The sequence below is a fragment of the Sanguibacter sp. 25GB23B1 genome, from assembly GCF_040012415.1.
Lineage (GTDB): Bacteria > Actinomycetota > Actinomycetes > Actinomycetales > Cellulomonadaceae > Sanguibacter.
Window position 1 is genome coordinate 22682 of the sequence record NZ_JBDYKL010000031.1, and the last position, 18362, is coordinate 41043.

Below are 18362 nucleotides of genomic sequence, written 5' to 3' on the forward strand. Positions count from 1 at the left end.
AACCGTTGCATTCGCAACCGTTGCGCATCGATCATCTCCAGGAGCCACCGTGCACGTCCTCGTCGTCTTCGACCACCCCTACGGCGCGACCGCGTCGGACAACGTCCCCCACCGGCGCAGCCTCTCGGCTGCCATGCTCGCGGCCGCCGTCGCCGGCCTCGACGCGGCAGGCCACACCCACGACGTCGTCGACCTCGCCGCCGAAGGGTTCGACCCCGTGCTCACCGCCGACGACCTCGTCGCCTGGCGCACCGGCGCTCCCCCGCGCGACGACGTCGCCGGGCTCCAGTCACGGCTCGCCGCCGCCGACCACCTCGCCCTCGTGTTCCCCACGTGGTGGATGGCGATGCCCGCCGGGACCAAGGGCTTCCTCGACCGCGTCCTCACGCGCGGCTTCGCGTTCGACGAGCCCCGCCCCGGCGGCGCGCTCGTCCGGCGCCTCGACCGGCTCGACGGCGTCACCGTCCTCACCACCATGACCACCTCAAGACCGCTCTACCGCACCTGGTTCGGCCGGCCCGCCCACCGCATCCTCGTGCAAGGGACGTTCCGCCTCATCGGGATCCGGCGCGTGCGCTGGATCGCCGTGCACCGCTCCGAGGCGCGCGGCCCAGCGAGCCGCGACAAGGCCCTCGCACGGATCACCGAACGATTCCGCACGCTGAGCTGAACCGTCACGCTGGGGCGTCGCGCTGCTCGGGCGTCGTCCCGCTCCGTCATCGTCCCGCTAGGCTTCGGCGGTGCCGACCTCCTCACCCCGCGCCCCTCGCTCCGTCGAGCTCGTCGAGCTGCCCATCGATGCGATCCACGCTCTCGCGGCCGGCGACCTCACCGTCGCGAACCGTCTCTCCCCCGTGCCGCTGACACCGTACTTCGTCGGACCCGACTGGGTCGGGGTGTGGGCGATGCGCAGCTCGCAGGTGCGCGCGGACCCGGCGTCGGCTGGCTGGATCACGCGGGTGGTCGTCGACATGGAGACCGGCACCGCCGTCGGCCGTGCCGGCTTCCACGGGCCGCCCGACCCGCACGGCATGGTCGAGGTGGGATACGCCGTCGACCCGGCGCACCGCCGTCACGGCTACGCGCGCGCCGCCCTCGAGGCGCTGCTCGGCCGGGCAGCCCACGAGCCCGCCGTGCGCACCGTTCGCGCGACGATCAAGCCCGACAACGCGCCGTCCCGGGCGCTCGTCGCGCAGTACGGGTTCGTCGAGGTCGGCGAGCAGTGGGACGACGAGGACGGCCTCGAGACGATCTTCGAGGTGGCAGCGGAGCGGAGCGCCGGGTCCCGCTGAGGCGCTCAGGGTCACGGGGCTGCTAGAGGTCGTGGAGCCGCGGCACGGCCTGCTTCGTGAGCTGGGCCGTCCACCATGCCGGGTCCTCGCTCGGCGGGCTGACCCACACCTGCTCGATCCCGAGCTCGGCGTACGTGGCCATCGTCGTGAGGAAGCCGTCGACGTCAGCGAGGGGGTCCCCTCCGACCATGATGGTCTTCTCGATCGTCGCAGGGTCCCGGTCGACTGCCTCGCAGTGCTCGGCGAGCACGTCGAGCTTGTGCCGGACACCGTCGACCCCGATGTCGAAGAGGTTGCACGCGTCCGCGTACTGCGCGACGAGCCGGAGCGTCTTGCGCTCACCACCACCGCCGACGAGGATGCGCGGCCCGGGGGTCTGGATGGGGCGCGGCGAGCAGATCGTCTCGGCGAGCTGGTAGTGGGCGCCGTCGAACGGGCCGTCGTCGTCGCTCCACATCTGCCGGCAGACCTGCAGGGTCTCCTCCAGCCGCTCGAAGCGCTCCGCGACCGGCGGGAAGGGGACGCCGAGCGCCCGGTGCTCGCGCTCGTACCAGGCCGCGCCGATCCCGAGGAGCGCGCGGCCGCCCGAGAGGACGTCGAGAGTGGTGACGATCTTCGCGAGCAAGCCGGGATGACGGTACGTGACTCCCGTGACCATGAGGCCGAGCGCGATGCGCTCCGTCTGCCCCGCGAGGAAGCCGAGCGACGTGTAGCCCTCGAGCATCGGCTCTGTCGCGCTGGCCGTCGCGCTCTCCATCTGGAACCAGTGGTCCATGAGCGTGAACGTGTCCGCACCGCCGTTCTCCGCCGCACGCGCCGTCGCCGCCAGCGTCGGAGCGACGGCCTCCGGCCCACCGGGCAAGGAGAAGTTCCAGAAGTGCACACCGAGTCTCATCGCTTCAGCGTACGGTCCGAGGGCGGGGTCCTCGCCGATGGGCAGGACAGGCGTGTCGTCGAACGCGTCCCAGCCGATGGCGCTACGACTGCGCTGGTCGCGTGATCAATCGTGGGCGCGTTCCGCTGGGAGGATCGGCACGGGGCCGCTGCTCCCCTTCGAGCGAGGGAGGGCTCCAGGTGCTGATCGCACGGCAGATGCATCTGCGCGCAGGACTGAACACTTTCACGGTCCAAGGACTTGTAGGGGCATGACGACCTCCCCGGACCCTCCCCCACCGCTCCTGTTCGCAGAGTGGTACCAGGCCGAGTTCCCTCGCGTCAGCCGCGCCCTCGCCCTCGCCGCCGGCGACCCGCTCCTCGGCGAAGAGGCCGCCTCGGAGGCCTTTGCTCGTGCCCTCGCGTCCTGGCGCACCGTGAGCCGGATGACCTCACCCGGCGGCTGGGTGTACTCCGTCGCGCTCAACGAGCTGCGGCGAACGTGGCGGCGAACGCGACTCGAGCGACGCTACGTCGCGCGGCTGCGACTGGCTGACGTTCCTGAGCCTGCGGTCCCCGACGATGCCTTGTGGCGTGCGGTCGCAGAGCTCGCGCCCCGGGCGCGGACCGCCGTCGCACTGAGGTACGTCGCTGACCTTCCCGAGGCGGAGATCGCCGCCGCCATGAACATCGCGCGAGGCACGGTCGCCTCGACGCTCTCGAATGCTCGTAGACAGCTTGCCGTTGCCCTCGGGCCGGTCCTGAACGGAGACCCACGATGAACGACCACCTTCTGGACCGGCTCGCCGATGTCGAGGTGGGGACGCGCACGCCCGACCTCGCGAGCGTCGAGCGACGCTCGCGCGCGATCCTGCGCCGTCACCGGACCATGCGCGCGGGGGCGATCGGGCTCGCTCTCGTCGCGACGCTCGCAGCCGGAACCATCCTGCCGCTCGGGTCGCAGAGCGGTGCGCCGCTCGCAGAAACCCAGGCTCCGCTGCCGTTCGGGGCACTGCCGGCGTCCGCGAGCGCAGACGATGCGGCGTGCAACGTGGGCTTCGGGAGTCAGATCGAGCGGGACACCTGGTCGGACGACTCCGTCATCGTGCGGTCCGCCGCCCTCATCTCCGACCCACCGATCGCGCTCACGCACGTCGAGGTGCACCTCGACGAGGGCAACTGTCCTGACGCCGTACCCGCCGCGGTGCTCTACGATGCCGATCCCGTGCGCGGAATCTCCGTGTGGCCGGACGTGCAAGATCCCTTCGCGAGCACCGAAGGCGTGGACGACAGCTACGCCGACGCACCTCTCGACCACGTAGTCGTCGGCGGTCACGACGCACTCATGCGGGACTCCGGCGACCAGAGCATCCAGCTGTCGTGGCTCACGGCCGACGGCACCCGCTGGATGGCGATGAGCAGCGGCTTCCCCGCTGCCGAAGCGCTCGCGGTGCTCGACGGGCTGTCTTTCAGCGGGTTCACGCTGGACGCGTCGTCCGTCCCCGCAGGCCTGACGGTCGCGCCGGTCTCGACCGTTGCCCCCACGACCTCCGTGAAGATGTGGTCGGCGTACTACGGGGAGGAAGACGGCCAGCCCGCCGCGGACCCTCCGGTCACGGTGCTCTCTGCCACGACGGTCTTCAGAGCGCCGCCCGAGGTCGCGGCCTCGATGCACGCGCCCAGCACCGCCTTCGCGGAGGTGAACGGTGTGCCAGCGGTGTTCAGCACGAACGGTGCTGATCTGGCGTTCGCGACCTTCGGGTGGCTGAAGTGGACGCAGAACGGCGTGAGCTACTCCCTCGTCGGCACCGGGTCTTTCGACGAGCTCGTCGCGCTCGCCGAGAAGGTCGAGCCCGTATCCCTCGACGACAGCCGTGTCATCGGCGCTCCGGGCCCCGAGGACGCACCCGGCCGCTAGCAGGCGATCTCCTGGCGGCGCTCAACGGCAGGTACCACGAGCCGGCGCGGGTGCGGGAGCTGCTCGCGGAGCTCATCGGTCACAATGTCGCGCTCGCCACGCACGACCACGACCTCGACCCGGCCCGTCGTGCACGGTGGTCGTCGGGTCGCCCGCACGCGTGGTGCGCTCGCTGGTCTAGGCGGGATCCGCGCTCGGTGGGGTGGCGCGCTCTGCAGCGCCGTCGCATCGGCGGTCGGCCGCGCTCTCGGCGCGCTGGGCCGCGAGGACGGCCGACAGGAGTCCGGGGAAGCGGTCGTCGAGGTCGCCTGCGCGCAGGGAGTTCATGATCGACGTGCCGTGATACTCCTGGCGGATGACGCCCGACTCCCGGAGTACCCGGAAGTGGTGCGTCGCGGTGGACTTGGCGACGGGAAGCTCGAAGGTCTGGCAGGAGTGGCCGTCGGCGCGCTCCGCCAACCGACTCACGATGGACCGGCGCACAGGGTCCGAGAGTGCTGCCAGCACGGCGTCGAGACGCAAGGCACTGCGGTCGGGGTGGCTGATCGTGCGCACTCCTGCTCCTCACTGGTGTCGAGACCTCATCATACGATGATCGTCGTAGTACGGTCGTTCGCGTACTACAGTTATTGAGGGGTCGCGGAGCGGTCCCTCTCACACGACGAAGGAGAGACATGGCAACGATCGGACTCATCGGTGCAGGCTTCATCGGCAGCACCCTGGCCCGGCTGGCGATCGCCGGCGGCCACGACGTGATCCTCAGCAACAGCCGAGGCCCACGCACCCTCGACGTGCTCGTCGCCGCCCTCGGAGAGCACGCGAGCGCCGCCACCCCGGCGGAGGCCGGAGCACGGGCAGACATCGTCGTCGTGACCGTCCCGCTCAAGGACTACCGCGCCGTCCCGGTCGAGCCCCTCGCAGGCAAGGTCGTCATCGACACGAACAACTACTACCCCGACCGTGACGGCCGCATCGCCGAGCTCGATGCCGAGTCGACGACGACCAGCGAGCTCCTCCAGGCCCACCTGCCGACCTCGCACGTCGTCAAAGCGTTCAACAACATCGTCTACCAGCACCTGGGACGCCTCGCGCGCCCCGCAGGCGCGCCCGACCGCTCGACCCTGGCGATCGCCGGCGACGAGCCCGACGCGAAGCGGATCGTCACCGATCTCCTCGACTCCATCGGCTACGACACCCTCGACGCCGGCCCCCTCGCGGAAGGGTGGCGCTTCCAGCGCGACCTGCCCGCCTACTGCGTGCCGTACATGGGCGACGGCGCCGGCGTCGGCCCTGACGGCGAGTTCAGCGCCGGCCCCGGGTTCCCGGTCGACCGCGACCAGCTCTCCGCCGCGCTCGCCGAGGCGAAGCGGTACCGCGACATGTGATCGTCCACGATCGTCGCGGGTGAACTTCCGGCACCTGGCGACGAGTGCCCCCTGGTCAGGATCGGGTCGGGCACTTTGAGGCTCATGACCACGCAGGCACTGACCCGCGGTGAGAACACCTCCCTCACCTCCACCGTCGATCGCGTCCGGGTGGTGGTCGGATGGTCAGACGACAGCATCGACGTCGACGCCTCGGCCCTGCTGCTCAGTGGCGGCAAGGTCCGGGGCGACGACGACTTCGTCTTCTACAACCAGCCAGTCTCTACTGACGGCGCGGTCCAGCACCTCGGGCGGACGGCGAGCGAGACCGGTGCCGAGGAGTGTCTGTCTCTCGATCTCGAAGACCTCGGCGAGGACGTCGACGCCGTCGCCATCACCGCGAGCCTCGCGGAGGGAACCTTCGGTGAGCTCGACGGTCTTCGACTGGTGGTGCTCGACGAGACGGGCACCCCGCTCCTCACCTACGACATCGGTGAGGCCACCACCGAGACAGCGTTCGTCTTCGGGGAGATCTACCGTCGCGCCGGGAGCTGGAAGGTCCGCGCCGTCGGCCAAGGATGGGACAGCGGCCTGGCCGGCCTCGCCACCGACTTCGGCGTGAGCGTTCACGACGATCCCACGGAGACCACAGCCGAGGCTGCTGTCGCGCCGCCAGGAGCGGTGGTCCCAATGCTGCCGACCTCGGACTCTCTTCTCACCGAGCCGGTGCGGGAGGTAGGAGCGGCTCCGGGCCCCGGCACGCCGGACGAGCTCGTCGAGGTCCTCGAGCTCCCCATCCCTGAGTCGGGCACACCGGAAGCACTCGGTGCACCGTCGCCAGACAACGCTCAGGAGCCGAGGGACACCCCGGCCAGCCGCACTGCTGCGACGACCGGCCGACGAGACGGCGTCCGGACCAAGAAGCAGAGAACTGTCGTTGCCGCCCCCGTCCCCAGGCTCGCAGGTGCCGAGACGTGGGTCCCAGCGCGGCTGTTCTCGATCTACGGCGTCGGCGGGTCCGACGAGCAGGAGAAGCGAGCGACGTCCGCTCTCCTGTCGACGATGATGGGTGTCCGTCCCTTCGCGCGCGCCGTCAGCGCACACTTCGGCGCACCCGCCGGCACCGTCGAGACCTACCTCGAGGTCCCCTTCACGCACGGCGAGCACCGCGTGATCCCCGACGGCGTCATCCGGATCGCCCGGGGCACCAAGACCTGGACCGGAATCCTCGAGGTCAAGACGGGCACCGGTCAGCTGCGCAAGGAACAGGTCGAGCAATACCTCGACGTCGCGCGCGCCGAGGGCTACGACGCCGTGGTCACCCTCTCGAACGAGATCGCTCCAGGCATGGGCGAGCACCCCGTCGCCGTCTCTGCGAACAAGCTGAAGTCGGTCGCGCTCTTCCACCTCTCCTGGGCGGAGGTGCTGCACGAGGCCCGCATGGTCCTCACGCACCGCGGAGTCGGAGACGCGATGCAGGCATGGGTTCTCCACGAGCTCATCCGCTACCTGGAGCACCCGAGGTCCGGAGCGACGGGCTTCGACGACATGGGATCCAGCTGGGTCGCCGTCCGCGAGGCGGTCGCCGCCGGGACGTTGCGAGCGGGCGACCGTAAGGTCCCGACGGTCGCCAACTCGTGGATCCGACTCGTCCGACAGCTGTGCCTGCGCCTCACCGCCGAGCTCGGCGTTCCCGTCACGCACGTCATGCCGCGCAAGCTCGCCACCGATGCCACGGAACGCGCGCAAGCGGCCGTCGAGCAGCTCGCAGCGCTCGGGACGATGGCAGCAACCCTCAAGGTGCCCGGCGCGGCAGGGGCGCTGACTGTCGTCGCCGATCTTCGGACGAGCAAGGTCCGCGTCAGCGCGAGCATCCCCGCTCCCCAGGAGGGCGGCGCCCAGCGTCGAATCTCCTGGCTCCTCCGTCAGCTCAAGGATGCGCCCGACGAGATCCTCGTCGACGTCCACTACGCAGGCCAGGCGGAGGACACGTGCGAGCGGCTCGGGGACGTCCGGGAGTCCCCCTCCACGCTCGTGTCGGAACGCACTGCCGATGTCGTATCTTTCGAGCTGACGGCCTTCACCCCTCTCGGCACAAAGAGATCTGGGCTCAAGGGTGCCTTCATCCCCTCCGTCATCGGGGCAACCGAGGCGTTCTACGCGGCCGTCCTCCAGCCGCTGCGAGCCTGGGTCCCGCCCGCTCCCAAGCTCGCGGAACCGACATCCTCACCCGACGACCTCGGCGAGAGCGACCTCGACGCCTGATCGGGACGTGGGTTCCAGGAGCAGACCGTTGGGGCCCGGGCACCGAGCCGAGCGAGCCCGCCGTTGCACGGCAGCCCCGGCAGGTCCTTGACGTGCCGAAACCCTCGAGATGGGCTTCACTGGCGACATGATGGGGAAGCTGCTCGTGGCCTTCGCGGTCCTGTGCACGTCCGGGTGCGCGTCGTCGTTCCCGGCCGATCCTGATGGCACGCTCGACCGTGTCACCGACGGAGTCCTGCGGGTGGGCGTCTCGCCGAACCCGCCGTGGACGGTCCTCGCCGGCGAGATGGCGGACCCCGAAGGGCTCGAGGTCGACCTGGTCGAGGACTTCGCGGCATCGATCGACGCCGACATCGAGTGGACCCCCGGTGGCGAGGGAGACCTCATGGACCAGCTGGAGCGGAGCGAGCTCGACCTCGTCGTCGGAGGTCTCACGGCGAAGTCTCCGTGGGCGTCGCACGCCGCGCTCACCTACCCGTACACGACCACCACCGCGGAGGACGGCACCGAGGAGAAGCGCGTCATGGCCGCACCGCTGGGCGAGAACGCGTTCCTCGTCGAGCTCGAGGCCTTCCTTCTCGATCAGGAAGCCGAGCGATGACCACGACCTTCGGCCACACGGAGCTTCCCGACGAGCAGGCGGACGCCCTGCGCAAGGCTGTCCGCCTCGCGTGGGTGACGATCGGCTTCCTCGTCCTCGCCGTGACGCTCGTCTACGTCGTCATGGGCAGCTCGCAGGCGATGAAGGCGGCATGGGTGGAGGACCTGCTCTCCTTCATCCCGCCGATCGCCTTCCTCGTCGCTGTGCACTTCGCGCACCGGCGTCCGAGCGAGAAGCACCCGTACGGCCTCCACCGGTCGATCGGCGTGGGACATCTCGTCGCCAGGACTGCGCTGGTCGCGATGGGGGCCTTCATGGTCTTCGACTCCGGTACCGGGCTGATCGCCGCCGAGCACCCGCCCGTCGGCCTCATGGAGATCGCCGGCCGTCCGGTGTGGTCGGGCTGGCCGATGATCGTCGCCATGGTCCTCACCGGTGTCCCGCCGGTCTTCCTCGGGCGCGCAAAGATGCCTCTCGCGAGCACGCTCCACGACCGGGTCCTCTACGCCGACGCGGACATGAACAAGGCCGACTGGATGACGGCCGCCGGGAGCATCGTCGGCATCCTCGGCATCGGCGCCGGTCTCTGGTGGGCCGACTCCGCGGCAGCCCTGTTCATCTCCGGGAGCATCCTCTCCGACGGCGTCCGCAACCTCCGCGTCGCGACGTCAGCCCTCATGGACGCCCAGGCCACCTCGGTCGACGGCAAGGACACCCACCCGCTCGTGGACGAGGTCGACGAGCTCCTCCGCAGCCTCCCGTGGGTTGCCGAGGCAGGCTCCCGGGTCCGGGACCTCGGGCACGTGTTCCACATCGAGTCGTTCGTCGTCCCCAGTGCCGGCGCCCCGTCGCTCGGGACGCTGCGGGACGCGCGCGAGGCGGTCGTCGCGCTCGACTGGAAGGTCCAGGACATGACACTCGTGCCGGTCGAGGAGCTGCCGGAAGAGTTCCTCCCCGGCCTGAGCGCCCGCGACCGCCGCGCTCAGTGCGGCGGTCGCAGGTCTCGTGTCAGGGCGGTGCCGGGCCGACAGCCCAGCTCGCCGACCTCGAGGTAGATCCCCGGCGGGTAGACGTCGGTGACGACGTCACCGAACCGCGCGACGAGGACGCAGTCGTCCGCTCCTCCCATCGCCACGCCGACGTCCGATCCCTCCACGAGCACGAAGGCCTGTGCCGCGGGTCGCCCCTCGACCTCGACCGGCAGGAGGGCGTCGATCTGGGCCGCGATGTCGTCTTCCACGAGCGTGCCGGCCGCCGGGAGGGCAGCGAGGATCTGGTGCGCTGCTTCGCGCGAGCCCTCAGCGACGGCCGGCTCGGTCGACGGCGGCGGGGTCAGCCTCGTGGTGTCGTCGGGGCAGTCCAGCCGGTCGATCCCGTCCATGGTGCCGAACTCGCCCGTCGGGCCGTACGCGCCGAACGCGACCCGGAAGCAGTACGGTCCGGGGTCCCACTCACCCTCCGGCGTCCGGATGAACCAGCCGTCATCCTGGGTGGTGCCGGTGGGTGCGTGCGGCACGACGGCGAACGTCAGGTGGCCCAGGACGTCGGAGGTGCCGGTCCGATCGATGCCGATGAGGACGATTCCTGGGTCCGCGGCTGCGTCGGCCGCACGAGCGAACGCGTCGATGTCCTGGGTGTAGGAGGTCATCGCCCTCTGTCCGAGCAGCCCGACGACGAGGTTCTGCGCGGCGCCCTCCTCGTCGAAGCCCGGTGCGCACGCGCCGAGCACGGCGAGGATGCCTGCAAGCCCGATGACGCCACGGGTCCGACGCGACCGCTCGGGCGGGCCCGCGGCGCGGCGGGGCCGGTGCATGCCGGGCAGGTCCCAGAGCGGTGCAGATCCAGGCATGGCGTCGTCTCCTCGTCGCGGCTCGACTCAGATCCGCTCGACGCGGTCGGCCTGCGGGCCGCGGTCGCTCTGGCGGACGTCGAACCGGACGCGGTCGTCCGCCATGAGGGACTCGGCTCCGCGCACCACGGACACGTGGACGAAGAGGTCGTCGCCTCCGGCGTCGGGGCGGATGAAGCCGAAGCCGCGATCGGGGTCGTAGCGCACGACGACGCCCTCGCCGCCACGCACGGGTGCGCTCGACGTCGACGGCCGCACCGACCTGCTGCGGACCGGCTCGACGGGCGCCGGAGTCACACCGCCCATAAGTCGCACGTCGCGGGCCTGCGTGCCCTTGTCGCCGACGACGACGCCGTAGGCCACGCGGTCACCGATGAACAGATCCACCGGCCCCTCGACGAGCTCCTTGACGTGGATGAACACGTCCTCGCCGCCCGCGTCGGGGGTGATGAAGCCGAACCCCTTGTCGCCGTCGTACCAGGACACGGTCCCGTCCGCGCCGTCCGACGCGACGGCGGCCTCGGCGCCGAGCGGGAGCAGGTGGTCCGCCTGCGGTCCCTTGTCGCCGTCGACGACGAGGAACGCGACGCGCTGCCCGTCGGTGAGTACTCCCCCGCCGACGATCGCGGAGCTGTGCACGAAGATCTCCGTGCCGCCGCCGTCGGGGGTGATGAAGCCGTAGCCCTTGGCGGGCTCGTACCAGGTGACGGTGCCGAGCACACCGAGGGCCGCGGCGACGGCGTCGGCCGTGACGTGGACGCGGCGTGCCTGCGGTCCTCTGTCCCCCTCGCCCAGCTCGTACTGGACCTCTTGGCCCTCCCGGAGCAGGCGCGTGCCGTCGTCGTTGACGATCTCCGACGCGTGGACGTAAAGGTCGTCGACCCCCTCGCCGACGGCGATGAAGCCGAAACCACGGTCGGTGTCGAACCAGCGGACGATTCCCTGCGGCACGTGAACTCCTCGTCGATACGGTCGGTCGCTCCCCCTAGTGTCCCTGACACCGGGCCCGCTCCGCGCGTACCGGCCGCCAGCTGGCCGTGCCGCTCCCTGAGGAGCTCCTAGAACCCACGCGTCACCACACAGGGCCTACGCCTCGAAGCGTCCCAGGAGCTCGGTGACGTGACGCTCGACCGCCGCGCGGAACCCGTCGTGCTGGGCGACGCCCGCCGGGAACACCTGGTCGAGCGCGAACATCCGCGCGACGAGTCCGTCCTCGGTGCCGGCTGCGGTCTCCTGCAGCACGTCGGCGAGCGGGTCGTCGAGGACGAGCGGGTCGCCCGCGAAGGTCGTGCCCCGCGCGACGAACACGATCCACGCCGCGACGGCGCGCGCCGCACCCTCGGGGACGGCGCCGGCCGTGAGGCGGTCGGCCACCGTGCCGAGCAGCCGGAACGGCAGCTTCTTCGACCCGTCCATCGCGACCTGGATGGTCGTGTGCCCGGTGGCCGGGTTCGCGAAGCGCTCGACGAGCGACTCCGCGTACTGAGCGAGGTCGGTGCCCGGCGGGGCGACGAGCGTCGGGATGACGTCGTCGTGCAAGAGCTCACGTGCGGTCGCGGCGAGCTCGGGGTCGACGATCGCGTCCGCGATGAGCCGGTGCCCCGACAGCGCCCCGAGGTACGCGAGCATCGAGTGCGTGCCGTTGAGCATGCGCAGCTTGGCCTGCTCGAACGGTGCCACGTCGTCGGTGAGCGTCGCTCCGACGCGCTCCCACGCCGGGCGGGGACCAGCGAAGCGGTCCTCGATGACCCACTGGAGGAACGGCTCGCCCACCACCAGCCCTTCGTCGCGCACACCCGTGAGCGCCAACGCCTCGGCACGGTCCGCCTCGGTCGTCGCGGGGACGATCCGGTCGACCATCGTGCACGGGAACGTCACCGACGCCTCCAGCCAGGTCCGCAGGCCGGTCCCCTCGTCGTCGTGGGCGACCTCCTCGACGAACTGCCGCACCAACCGTTCGACGACACGACCGTTGTCCACCATGTTGTCGCAGGTGAGAACCGTGACGGGGGCGCCGGTCTCGGCGTAGCGCTGCGCGAGGCCCCGCACGAGCAGACCGATGGGCGAGCGCCCGGCGACGACCTCGGCCGGGTGACCGTCCGCGTCGTGCACAGTGAGCCCGGACGTCCCGTCGACCTCGGCACGCAACGTCTCGAGGTCCGCGACGACGTCCGGGTCACCGAGGTCGAGAGCGCCGTCAGGCCCGGCACGGTAGCCCTTCTCCGTGACGGTCAGCGTGATCACGTGGGTGGTCGGCGCAGCGATCGTCGCGAGGATCCGCGCCGTGTCCGTGCCCGGGAACGCGACGCCGCGCATCGAGCCGATGATCCGCAGGGACGTGCTGTCCGTCCCCTTGGTCAGCACGCCGTACAGGCCGTCCTGCGGCGCGAGCTGCTCGGCGACCTTCGCCGAGCGCTGCGTCACACCGAAGATCCCCCAGCACGTCTCCCCCGCCGCCGCGGCGGCGTCCTCGGTGAGGACCGCCTGGTGCGCGCGGTGGAACGCACCCACCCCGAGGTGGACGATGCCGATGCTCACCTCGCGGGGGTCGACGGCCGGTCCGGCGACGGTCGCGCTGCGCGGCCCACCGTCGACGGCGTCCGCGAGCGTCGCGAGCGACAACCGCCCGAGCTGGTCACCGCCTGCCGACTGGTCGCCCTCCACGTGGTCGTGCTCCTGCTGTTCGAGCATCCTCTGTTCAGTCCTCTCTGGAGTCCTTGACGCGAGCGACGAGCTGCGTCGGGTTCACGAATCTCAGGGCCACCACGAGGATGACCATCATCGTGGCTGTGTACATGACCGCCATCGCGGAGACGAGCTGGCGTGCCTCTCCGCCACCCGCCGACGTCATCGCCCGGTAGATCGCGACGACGAGCGTGTCCGACGTCGGCCCCGAGACGAGGAACGTCAGCTCGAACATCCCCACCGTACGCACCAGCACGAGGATCGACGCCGCGAGGATGCCGGGGACGAGCAGCGGCGCCAGCACCTTGGTGAAGACCTGGCGCATGCTCGCCCCGCACATGCGCGCGGCGTTCTCGATCGACGGGTTGATCTGCTCGATGAACGGCGTCATCGTCATGATGACGAACGGGATGGACGGCACGAGGTTGACGAGGATGACCGCCCACAGCGTGCGCCCGAGACCGAGGTTGTACATGACGGTGGCGAGCGGGATGCCGAACGTGATGGGCGGCATGAGGATCGGCAGGAGGAAGAGCAGGTTGAGCAGCTTCTTCCCCGGGAAGTCGCGCCGAGCGAGCATGTAGGCCGCAGGCACACCGACGAGCACGGAGATCACGACGACCGACACCGCGACGATCAGCGTGACGCCGATGACGTGCGTGAGGTCGAACCTCTCCCACGAGCCCGAGTACCACTCGGTCGTGAAGTTCTCCGGGAACCACGTGGCGAACCATGGTTTGCCGAACGAGTCGACCACCACGGAGCTGAGGATCCCGAGGAGGAACACGAGGAACGCGACCATCCCCGCCCACACGAACCACGTGCTCGGCGCGGCGATGAGCGCCTTCTCCCCCGGTGCACGGGTGGGCTTCTTGGACTGCGCCCCGAGCCCACGGCCCGGCGTGGCCGGCTGCGGTGCGGGGACGTGCGGAGCGGTCTCGGTGGCCATCAGCCCTTACCTCCGGTGGAACCCTTGTAGAGGAAGGACCTCCACAGCAGGACGAGTGCGATGACGCAGAGCTCGACGACGCCCATCATGATCGCGATGGTCGACGCCATCGGATAGTCGTTCTGCTCCCCGAAGGCACGGAACGCCATGAGGGACATGACGCGGGTCTCGCCCATCGCGTCACCGACGAGCCTCGCCGACGGGAACACCGAGAAGGCGAGGACGAAGGTGAGGATGAACGTCGTGGCGAGGCCAGGCGCGAGGAGCGGCAGGATGATCCGGCGGAAGCGCTGCTTCCAGTCCGCGCCGAGCGTCTTCGCCGCGGCCTCGAGCGACGGGTCGATGCCCGAGAGGTAGGACGAGATGAGCAGGAACGCGAACGGGAAGCCGGTGATGATGAGCGAGAGCAGCACGCCGACGTAGTTGTTGACGAACTGGACGGGCTCGGAGACGATCCCGAGCTCGATGAGCGTCCGGTTCAGCCAGCCCTGGCGGCCGGCGAAGATGAGCAGGCCCTGAGCGGTGAGGACGGTGCCGAGCGTGATCGGCAGGACGAGGAGCGTCGTCATGAGGCGCTTCCCGCGGAACTTGCCGCGCAGCTTGAACGCCACGGGCACCGACGCCAGCACGTTGAACAGCGCGGCCGGCAGCGCGAGGCGCATCGTCAGCCAGATCGAGTCGAAGACGAACGGGTCCTGGAAGAACGCGACGTAGTTGGCGAAGATCCCCCCGCCCCACGTCTCGCGCTGGACGAGCGACGGCTGGAACGTCAGCCCGATCCCGTACGAGAACGGGTAGACGAACAGCGCGATCGCGAAGACGAACGCCGGGACGAGCATGAGCAGGCTCGTGTCGATGCCACGCTCGGCGAGCCTGTGCCGCAGGCTCGCCGAGCTCTTGCGCTGCACCGGAGGCTGCGCCCCGGGATCCGTCTGGGGCTCCGCCGTCCCCGTCGTCATCGGCGCACCTCTTCGAGCTCTCGTTCGGTGGCCGTCAGCTCGTCGAGCGACGCCCGGTAGACGAGGGCGCGTGCGGCTGACGCGGTGAGCGTGACCGCCGACCCGACGGCCGGCGCATGGGCAGACCGGACGTGCAGCGTCTGCCCCTCTTTCGTCTGGACGCCCACGGCGAACTCGCGCCCCTGATACTCGACGACCGCGACCGTCGCGTCGATCGAGTTCCCGTCGCGGATCGGGTCGCCCGGCTCGACGACCACGAGGTCCTCGGGTCGGATCGCCAGGCGCACCTTGTCCCCAACCGCGACCGGCTGCGCCGCGTGCCCGTTGATGGAGAACCCGGCGCCCGTGACGCGGATGTCCTCGCCCGACACCGCGTCGACCGTGAGGTCGATGAGGTTGCGGTATCCCATGAAGTCGGCCACGTGCCAGTTCGCCGGGAAGTTGTGCAGCTCCTCCGGCGTCCCGATCTGCTGGACGCGCCCCTCCCGCAGGACGACGAGCCGGTCCGCGAGGGACAGCGCCTCCTCCTGGTCGTGGGTGACGTAGAACGTCGTCAGCCCGAGCGACTGGTGCAGGCGCCGGATCTCCGTACGCATGTCGAGGCGCAGCTTCGCGTCGAGGTTCGAGAGCGGCTCGTCCATGAGGACGAGCCGCGGCTCGAGGACGATCGCGCGAGCGATCGCCACCCGCTGCTGCTGCCCGCCCGAGAGCTGACCGGGCAGCTTCTTCGCGTGCTGCTCGAGCTTGACGAGCGCGATCGCCTCGGCCACGCGCGTCTTCGTCTCCGGCTTCGGCGTCCCGCGCATCTGCAGGCCGAACGCGATGTTCTTCTCGACCGTGAGGTGCGGGAAGAGGGCGTAGTTCTGGAAGACCATCCCGAAGCCGCGCTTCTCGGACGGCAGGGTGTCGACGCGCTTGCCGTCGATGAGGATGGAGCCGTGCGTCAGCGGGAGCAGCCCGGCGAGGCAGTTGAGTGCCGTCGACTTGCCGCAGCCCGACGGCCCGAGCAGGGCGATGAACTCCCCGGCCCGGATCGTCAGGTCGAGACCGGCGAGCGCGTCGTGCCCACCGAAGCTGCGTCCTACGTCCTTGAGTTCCAGCGATTCGAACGCGCGTGCCGTGATTGCCATCGGTGCGTGCCCCTCAGAACTTTCCTGCGCCGATTTCGCGGTCCCAGATGTCGAACGCGGTGACCATGTTCTCGGCGGTCAGCGGGGTGGCCTTGGGCTTGTCCTCGATGAGGTCGTCGTACCAGTCGCGACCGAACTCGGTGATGACGTCCTGGCTCGTCTGGGGTGCGAGGTCGAGCGTCGCGCCCTCGACGGCGGGGCCGGGGTAGAAGTAGCCGGTGTCGTACGCCTTGGCGTTCTGCTCCGGCGTGAGGATGTCCTGCACGAGCAGGAGGATCGCCGACGTCTTGTCCGCCGACTGCCCCTTGGGGATGACGGCGTAGTGCGCGTCGGTGACCCACGTGAACTCGTCGAACGCGGCGGCCTCGAGCGTCGCCGGCGCACGACCGTCGGCCCGCGGCTCGATCTCCCAGCCCGTGGTCGTGGGGATCATGCTCCACGTGCCGTCAGCGATGTTCGTGATCACCTGGCCGGTTCCGGTCGGGTAGGTGTCGACGTGCTGGTTGAGCTCCTTGAGGTACTCCCACGTCTTGTCCCAGCCGTTCTCCGGGTCGCTCGGGTCCGAGTCGCCGAGGATGTACGGCAGGCCCATGAGGAACGTGCGGCCCGGTCCGGAGTTGGCCGGTCGGGCGTAGCCGAACTTGCCGGGGTTCGCCTCGGCCCAGATGAGGAGCTCCTCCGGGGTGGTCGGCACGTCGGTCACGACAGCCGGGTCGTACTGCAGCAGCGGGCCGGACGGGTAGTACGTCACGACCGCGCCGTAGCCCTCGGCGAGCTCCTGCATCTTCGCGGCGGGCTCGAGGTAGTTCTCCTGGTTGGAGAGGCGGTCACCGAAGTCGTCGATGATCGGGACCCACAGGTCCTGGCCGATGCCGGCCGACAGACCGTCCGTGCCCGTGAGGACGAGGTCGATCTGGAGGCTCCCGGAGTCGACCTGGGGCTTGATGGTCCCGACCAGGTCCGGCGCGCCGCCGCTCTCCCACGTCACCGAGGAGATGACGTCAGGGTTCTCGGCGACGAACTCGTCGATCATCGCGCCCGTGAGCTTCTGGTTGCCCGCGACGTCGAGGATGTTCAAGGTCACGGGTTCCGAGGGGGTGTCCGGCACCTCGTCGGCGGCGACCGACGGGCCCGCCGTCGTGTTGCCCGAGCTGTTCTCGGGCGCCGAGCAGGCGGTCGCGATGAGACCGAGGGTGAGGATCCCCGCGGCGAGCTGCACTCGCTTCGACTGGTTCATCTGCATTCCTTTCTCTGCCCGCGGACGACGGTGTCCGAGGGGGCGACGGTCGTGGCATGGACCACCGACCGGAGTGATGACGGGTTCAGCCCGTCGTCGAGGTGGGGGTGACCGGCACGGAGGTGGAGCTCCTGACGACGAGCTCGACAGGAAGCTGGGTGTGCGCGGGGACGGCGGCGCGCGAGGGCACGTCGGCACGCGCGCCGTCGCGCGGAGTCCCGTCGCGCGGGGTCCCGTCGCGCGGGGTCCCGAGGAGAGACAGGAGGAGGTCGACGGCGCCGCGGCCCAGGCCGGCGCGCGGGATGCGCACCGTCGTGAGGGCGGGCGAGACGAGGGTCGCGACGGCCACGTCGTCGAAGCCGACGACCGACATCTCGTCAGGGACCGTGATGCCGCGGTTCCTCAGCCGGTCGATGATCCCGAGCGCCATGAGGTCGTTATAGGCGATGACGGCGGTCGCGCCGCTGGCGACGGCGAGGTCGGCGGCCGGGTAGCCACCGGAGAAGTAGGGCTGGAAGTTGCCGAGCTGGACCACCTCGACACCGTCGATCCGGGCGGCCGCGGCGACCATGCCCGCCCGGCGCTGCTCGCCGGACCACGAGTGCGCCGGGCCCGATGCGTACGCGACCGTGTGGTGGCCCAGAGCGCGGAGGTGGTTGACGGCCTGGAAGGCACCGTCGGCGTTGTCGATCGTGATGGTCGGCAGGTCCCCCACCTGCCGGTTGAGCAGGACGACGGTCTTGCCCTCCACCGCGTCGAGGATGTCGGAGTCGCTGGCGCGCGGCGACGCGAGCACAAGCCCGTCCACCTGCGCGGACAGGTTGCGGATGAGGTCGAGCTCCTGCGCCGGGTCCTCGTCGGAGTCCGCTGCGAAGACGGAGATGCCGCTGGCGCGTGCCCGGCTGTGGACCGCCTTGGTCACGCTCGCGAAGAACGGGTTCTCGAGGTCGGGGATGAGGAGGCCGATGTTGTTCGTGCGGCCCACCCGCAGGCCGCGAGCGGCCGCGTTCGGCTGGTAGTCGAGCTCTCTCGCGACCTCGAGGACCTTGAGCCGCGTCGCCTCGGAGACCATCGACGGGGCGGAGAGCGCACGGGAGACCGTGGAGATGGAGACGCCTGCTCGGAGTGCGACGTCACGGACGTTCGCCATCGCTCCACACCTCCTCGTGCCTCGTCGCGCTGCGGTCTCCTCGGATGCGCCGGCGCATCGGGGGCATCGACGAGAGCCACCGGGCTCTCG

At 70.3% G+C, this 18362-nt stretch carries 18 protein-coding genes; 8 read left to right on the forward strand and 10 right to left on the reverse strand.

Going from position 1 to position 18362, the window contains the following annotated elements:
- Positions 1-49: 49 nt before the first annotated feature.
- The gene (locus ABKW26_RS15500; RefSeq protein ID WP_348594768.1) at positions 50-670 is read left to right on the forward strand and encodes an NAD(P)H-dependent oxidoreductase; all 621 of its coding nucleotides are present in this window, start codon (positions 50-52) and stop codon (positions 668-670) included.
- A 70-nt stretch (positions 671-740) separates the two neighbouring features.
- Positions 741-1292 carry a GNAT family N-acetyltransferase gene (locus ABKW26_RS15505; RefSeq protein ID WP_348594769.1) on the forward strand — a complete coding sequence of 184 codons (552 nt, stop codon included), beginning with the start codon at positions 741-743 and terminating at the stop codon, positions 1290-1292.
- Positions 1293-1314: 22 nt separating this feature from the next.
- Here the strand turns inward: ABKW26_RS15505 and ABKW26_RS15510 are convergent, their stop codons facing one another.
- Positions 1315-2187, reverse strand: a complete 873-nt coding sequence (locus ABKW26_RS15510; RefSeq protein WP_348594771.1) for an LLM class F420-dependent oxidoreductase — start codon at positions 2185-2187, stop codon at positions 1315-1317.
- A gap of 250 nt (positions 2188-2437) precedes the next feature.
- On the opposite strand from ABKW26_RS15510, the gene ABKW26_RS15515 reads away from it, so the two are divergent.
- On the forward strand, positions 2438-2947 hold the full coding sequence (locus tag ABKW26_RS15515) for a sigma-70 family RNA polymerase sigma factor (protein ID WP_348594773.1): 510 nt from the start codon (positions 2438-2440) through the stop codon (positions 2945-2947).
- Positions 2944-4083 carry a hypothetical protein gene (locus ABKW26_RS15520; RefSeq protein WP_348594774.1) on the forward strand — a complete coding sequence of 380 codons (1140 nt, stop codon included), beginning with the start codon at positions 2944-2946 and terminating at the stop codon, positions 4081-4083. Before ABKW26_RS15515 ends, ABKW26_RS15520 begins: the two co-directional genes overlap by 4 nt.
- Positions 4084-4260: 177 nt before the next feature.
- On the opposite strand, the gene ABKW26_RS15525 is transcribed toward ABKW26_RS15520, so the two are convergent.
- Positions 4261-4638: a helix-turn-helix domain-containing protein gene (locus ABKW26_RS15525; protein WP_348594775.1), complete on the reverse strand. Its 378-nt coding sequence runs from the start codon at positions 4636-4638 to the stop codon at positions 4261-4263.
- A gap of 119 nt (positions 4639-4757) precedes the next feature.
- Here ABKW26_RS15525 and ABKW26_RS15530 point away from each other — a divergent pair, with 119 nt between their 5' ends.
- The 4 genes from ABKW26_RS15530 to ABKW26_RS15545 all read left to right on the forward strand — a co-directional run bounded on the left by ABKW26_RS15530 (position 4758) and on the right by ABKW26_RS15545 (position 9368).
- Positions 4758-5468, forward strand: a complete 711-nt coding sequence (locus ABKW26_RS15530; RefSeq protein WP_348594777.1) for an NAD(P)-binding domain-containing protein — start codon at positions 4758-4760, stop codon at positions 5466-5468.
- A gap of 84 nt (positions 5469-5552) precedes the next feature.
- Positions 5553-7712 (forward strand): TerD family protein, encoded by a 2160-nt coding sequence (locus ABKW26_RS15535; RefSeq protein ID WP_348594778.1) that lies wholly within the window; start codon positions 5553-5555, stop codon positions 7710-7712.
- Positions 7713-7839: 127 nt separating this feature from the next.
- Positions 7840-8313 carry a transporter substrate-binding domain-containing protein gene (locus ABKW26_RS15540; RefSeq protein WP_348594780.1) on the forward strand — a complete coding sequence of 158 codons (474 nt, stop codon included), beginning with the start codon at positions 7840-7842 and terminating at the stop codon, positions 8311-8313.
- Positions 8310-9368, forward strand: a complete 1059-nt coding sequence (locus ABKW26_RS15545; RefSeq protein WP_348594782.1) for a cation transporter — start codon at positions 8310-8312, stop codon at positions 9366-9368. The genes ABKW26_RS15540 and ABKW26_RS15545 overlap by 4 nt, the downstream gene beginning before the upstream one ends.
- On the opposite strand, the gene ABKW26_RS15550 is transcribed toward ABKW26_RS15545, so the two are convergent.
- The 8 genes from ABKW26_RS15550 to ABKW26_RS15585 all read right to left on the reverse strand — a co-directional run bounded on the left by ABKW26_RS15550 (position 9296) and on the right by ABKW26_RS15585 (position 18272).
- Positions 9296-10162 carry a hypothetical protein gene (locus tag ABKW26_RS15550; protein ID WP_348594784.1) on the reverse strand — a complete coding sequence of 289 codons (867 nt, stop codon included), beginning with the start codon at positions 10160-10162 and terminating at the stop codon, positions 9296-9298. The two genes, ABKW26_RS15545 and ABKW26_RS15550, sit on opposite strands and share 73 nt — an antisense overlap.
- A gap of 27 nt (positions 10163-10189) precedes the next feature.
- The gene (locus tag ABKW26_RS15555; RefSeq protein ID WP_348594785.1) at positions 10190-11113 is read right to left on the reverse strand and encodes a cold shock domain-containing protein; all 924 of its coding nucleotides are present in this window, start codon (positions 11111-11113) and stop codon (positions 10190-10192) included.
- A gap of 135 nt (positions 11114-11248) precedes the next feature.
- Positions 11249-12853 (reverse strand): mannitol dehydrogenase family protein, encoded by a 1605-nt coding sequence (locus tag ABKW26_RS15560; protein ID WP_348594787.1) that lies wholly within the window; start codon positions 12851-12853, stop codon positions 11249-11251.
- Positions 12854-12860: 7 nt separating this feature from the next.
- Positions 12861-13796, reverse strand: a complete 936-nt coding sequence (locus tag ABKW26_RS15565; protein WP_348594789.1) for an ABC transporter permease subunit — start codon at positions 13794-13796, stop codon at positions 12861-12863.
- The gene (locus ABKW26_RS15570) at positions 13796-14755 is read right to left on the reverse strand and encodes an ABC transporter permease (RefSeq protein ID WP_348594790.1); all 960 of its coding nucleotides are present in this window, start codon (positions 14753-14755) and stop codon (positions 13796-13798) included. Before ABKW26_RS15570 ends, ABKW26_RS15565 begins: the two co-directional genes overlap by 1 nt.
- Positions 14752-15885, reverse strand: a complete 1134-nt coding sequence (locus tag ABKW26_RS15575) for an ABC transporter ATP-binding protein (protein WP_348594792.1) — start codon at positions 15883-15885, stop codon at positions 14752-14754. The genes ABKW26_RS15570 and ABKW26_RS15575 overlap by 4 nt, the downstream gene beginning before the upstream one ends.
- Before the next feature lie 13 nt (positions 15886-15898).
- Positions 15899-17122: an extracellular solute-binding protein gene (locus tag ABKW26_RS15580; RefSeq protein WP_348594794.1), complete on the reverse strand. Its 1224-nt coding sequence runs from the start codon at positions 17120-17122 to the stop codon at positions 15899-15901.
- A gap of 85 nt (positions 17123-17207) precedes the next feature.
- Entirely contained in the window at positions 17208-18272 is a 1065-nt protein-coding gene (locus ABKW26_RS15585; protein ID WP_348594795.1) for a LacI family DNA-binding transcriptional regulator, read from the reverse strand.
- Positions 18273-18362 lie beyond the last annotated feature (90 nt).

Coding starts and splice junctions, on each gene's coding strand:
- ABKW26_RS15540 (WP_348594780.1), top strand. CDS start 7,840: ATGATGGGGAAGCTGCTCGTGGCCTTCGCGGTCCTGTGCACGTCCGGG.
- ABKW26_RS15580 (WP_348594794.1), bottom strand. CDS start 17,122: ATGAACCAGTCGAAGCGAGTGCAGCTCGCCGCGGGGATCCTCACCCTC.
- ABKW26_RS15560 (WP_348594787.1), bottom strand. CDS start 12,853: ATGCTCGAACAGCAGGAGCACGACCACGTGGAGGGCGACCAGTCGGCA.
- ABKW26_RS15510 (WP_348594771.1), bottom strand. CDS start 2,187: ATGAGACTCGGTGTGCACTTCTGGAACTTCTCCTTGCCCGGTGGGCCG.
- ABKW26_RS15545 (WP_348594782.1), top strand. CDS start 8,310: ATGACCACGACCTTCGGCCACACGGAGCTTCCCGACGAGCAGGCGGAC.
- ABKW26_RS15530 (WP_348594777.1), top strand. CDS start 4,758: ATGGCAACGATCGGACTCATCGGTGCAGGCTTCATCGGCAGCACCCTG.
- ABKW26_RS15515 (WP_348594773.1), top strand. CDS start 2,438: ATGACGACCTCCCCGGACCCTCCCCCACCGCTCCTGTTCGCAGAGTGG.
- ABKW26_RS15565 (WP_348594789.1), bottom strand. CDS start 13,796: ATGGCCACCGAGACCGCTCCGCACGTCCCCGCACCGCAGCCGGCCACG.
- ABKW26_RS15570 (WP_348594790.1), bottom strand. CDS start 14,755: ATGACGACGGGGACGGCGGAGCCCCAGACGGATCCCGGGGCGCAGCCT.
- ABKW26_RS15535 (WP_348594778.1), top strand. CDS start 5,553: ATGACCACGCAGGCACTGACCCGCGGTGAGAACACCTCCCTCACCTCC.
- ABKW26_RS15550 (WP_348594784.1), bottom strand. CDS start 10,162: ATGCCTGGATCTGCACCGCTCTGGGACCTGCCCGGCATGCACCGGCCC.
- ABKW26_RS15520 (WP_348594774.1), top strand. CDS start 2,944: ATGAACGACCACCTTCTGGACCGGCTCGCCGATGTCGAGGTGGGGACG.
- ABKW26_RS15585 (WP_348594795.1), bottom strand. CDS start 18,272: ATGGCGAACGTCCGTGACGTCGCACTCCGAGCAGGCGTCTCCATCTCC.
- ABKW26_RS15575 (WP_348594792.1), bottom strand. CDS start 15,885: ATGGCAATCACGGCACGCGCGTTCGAATCGCTGGAACTCAAGGACGTA.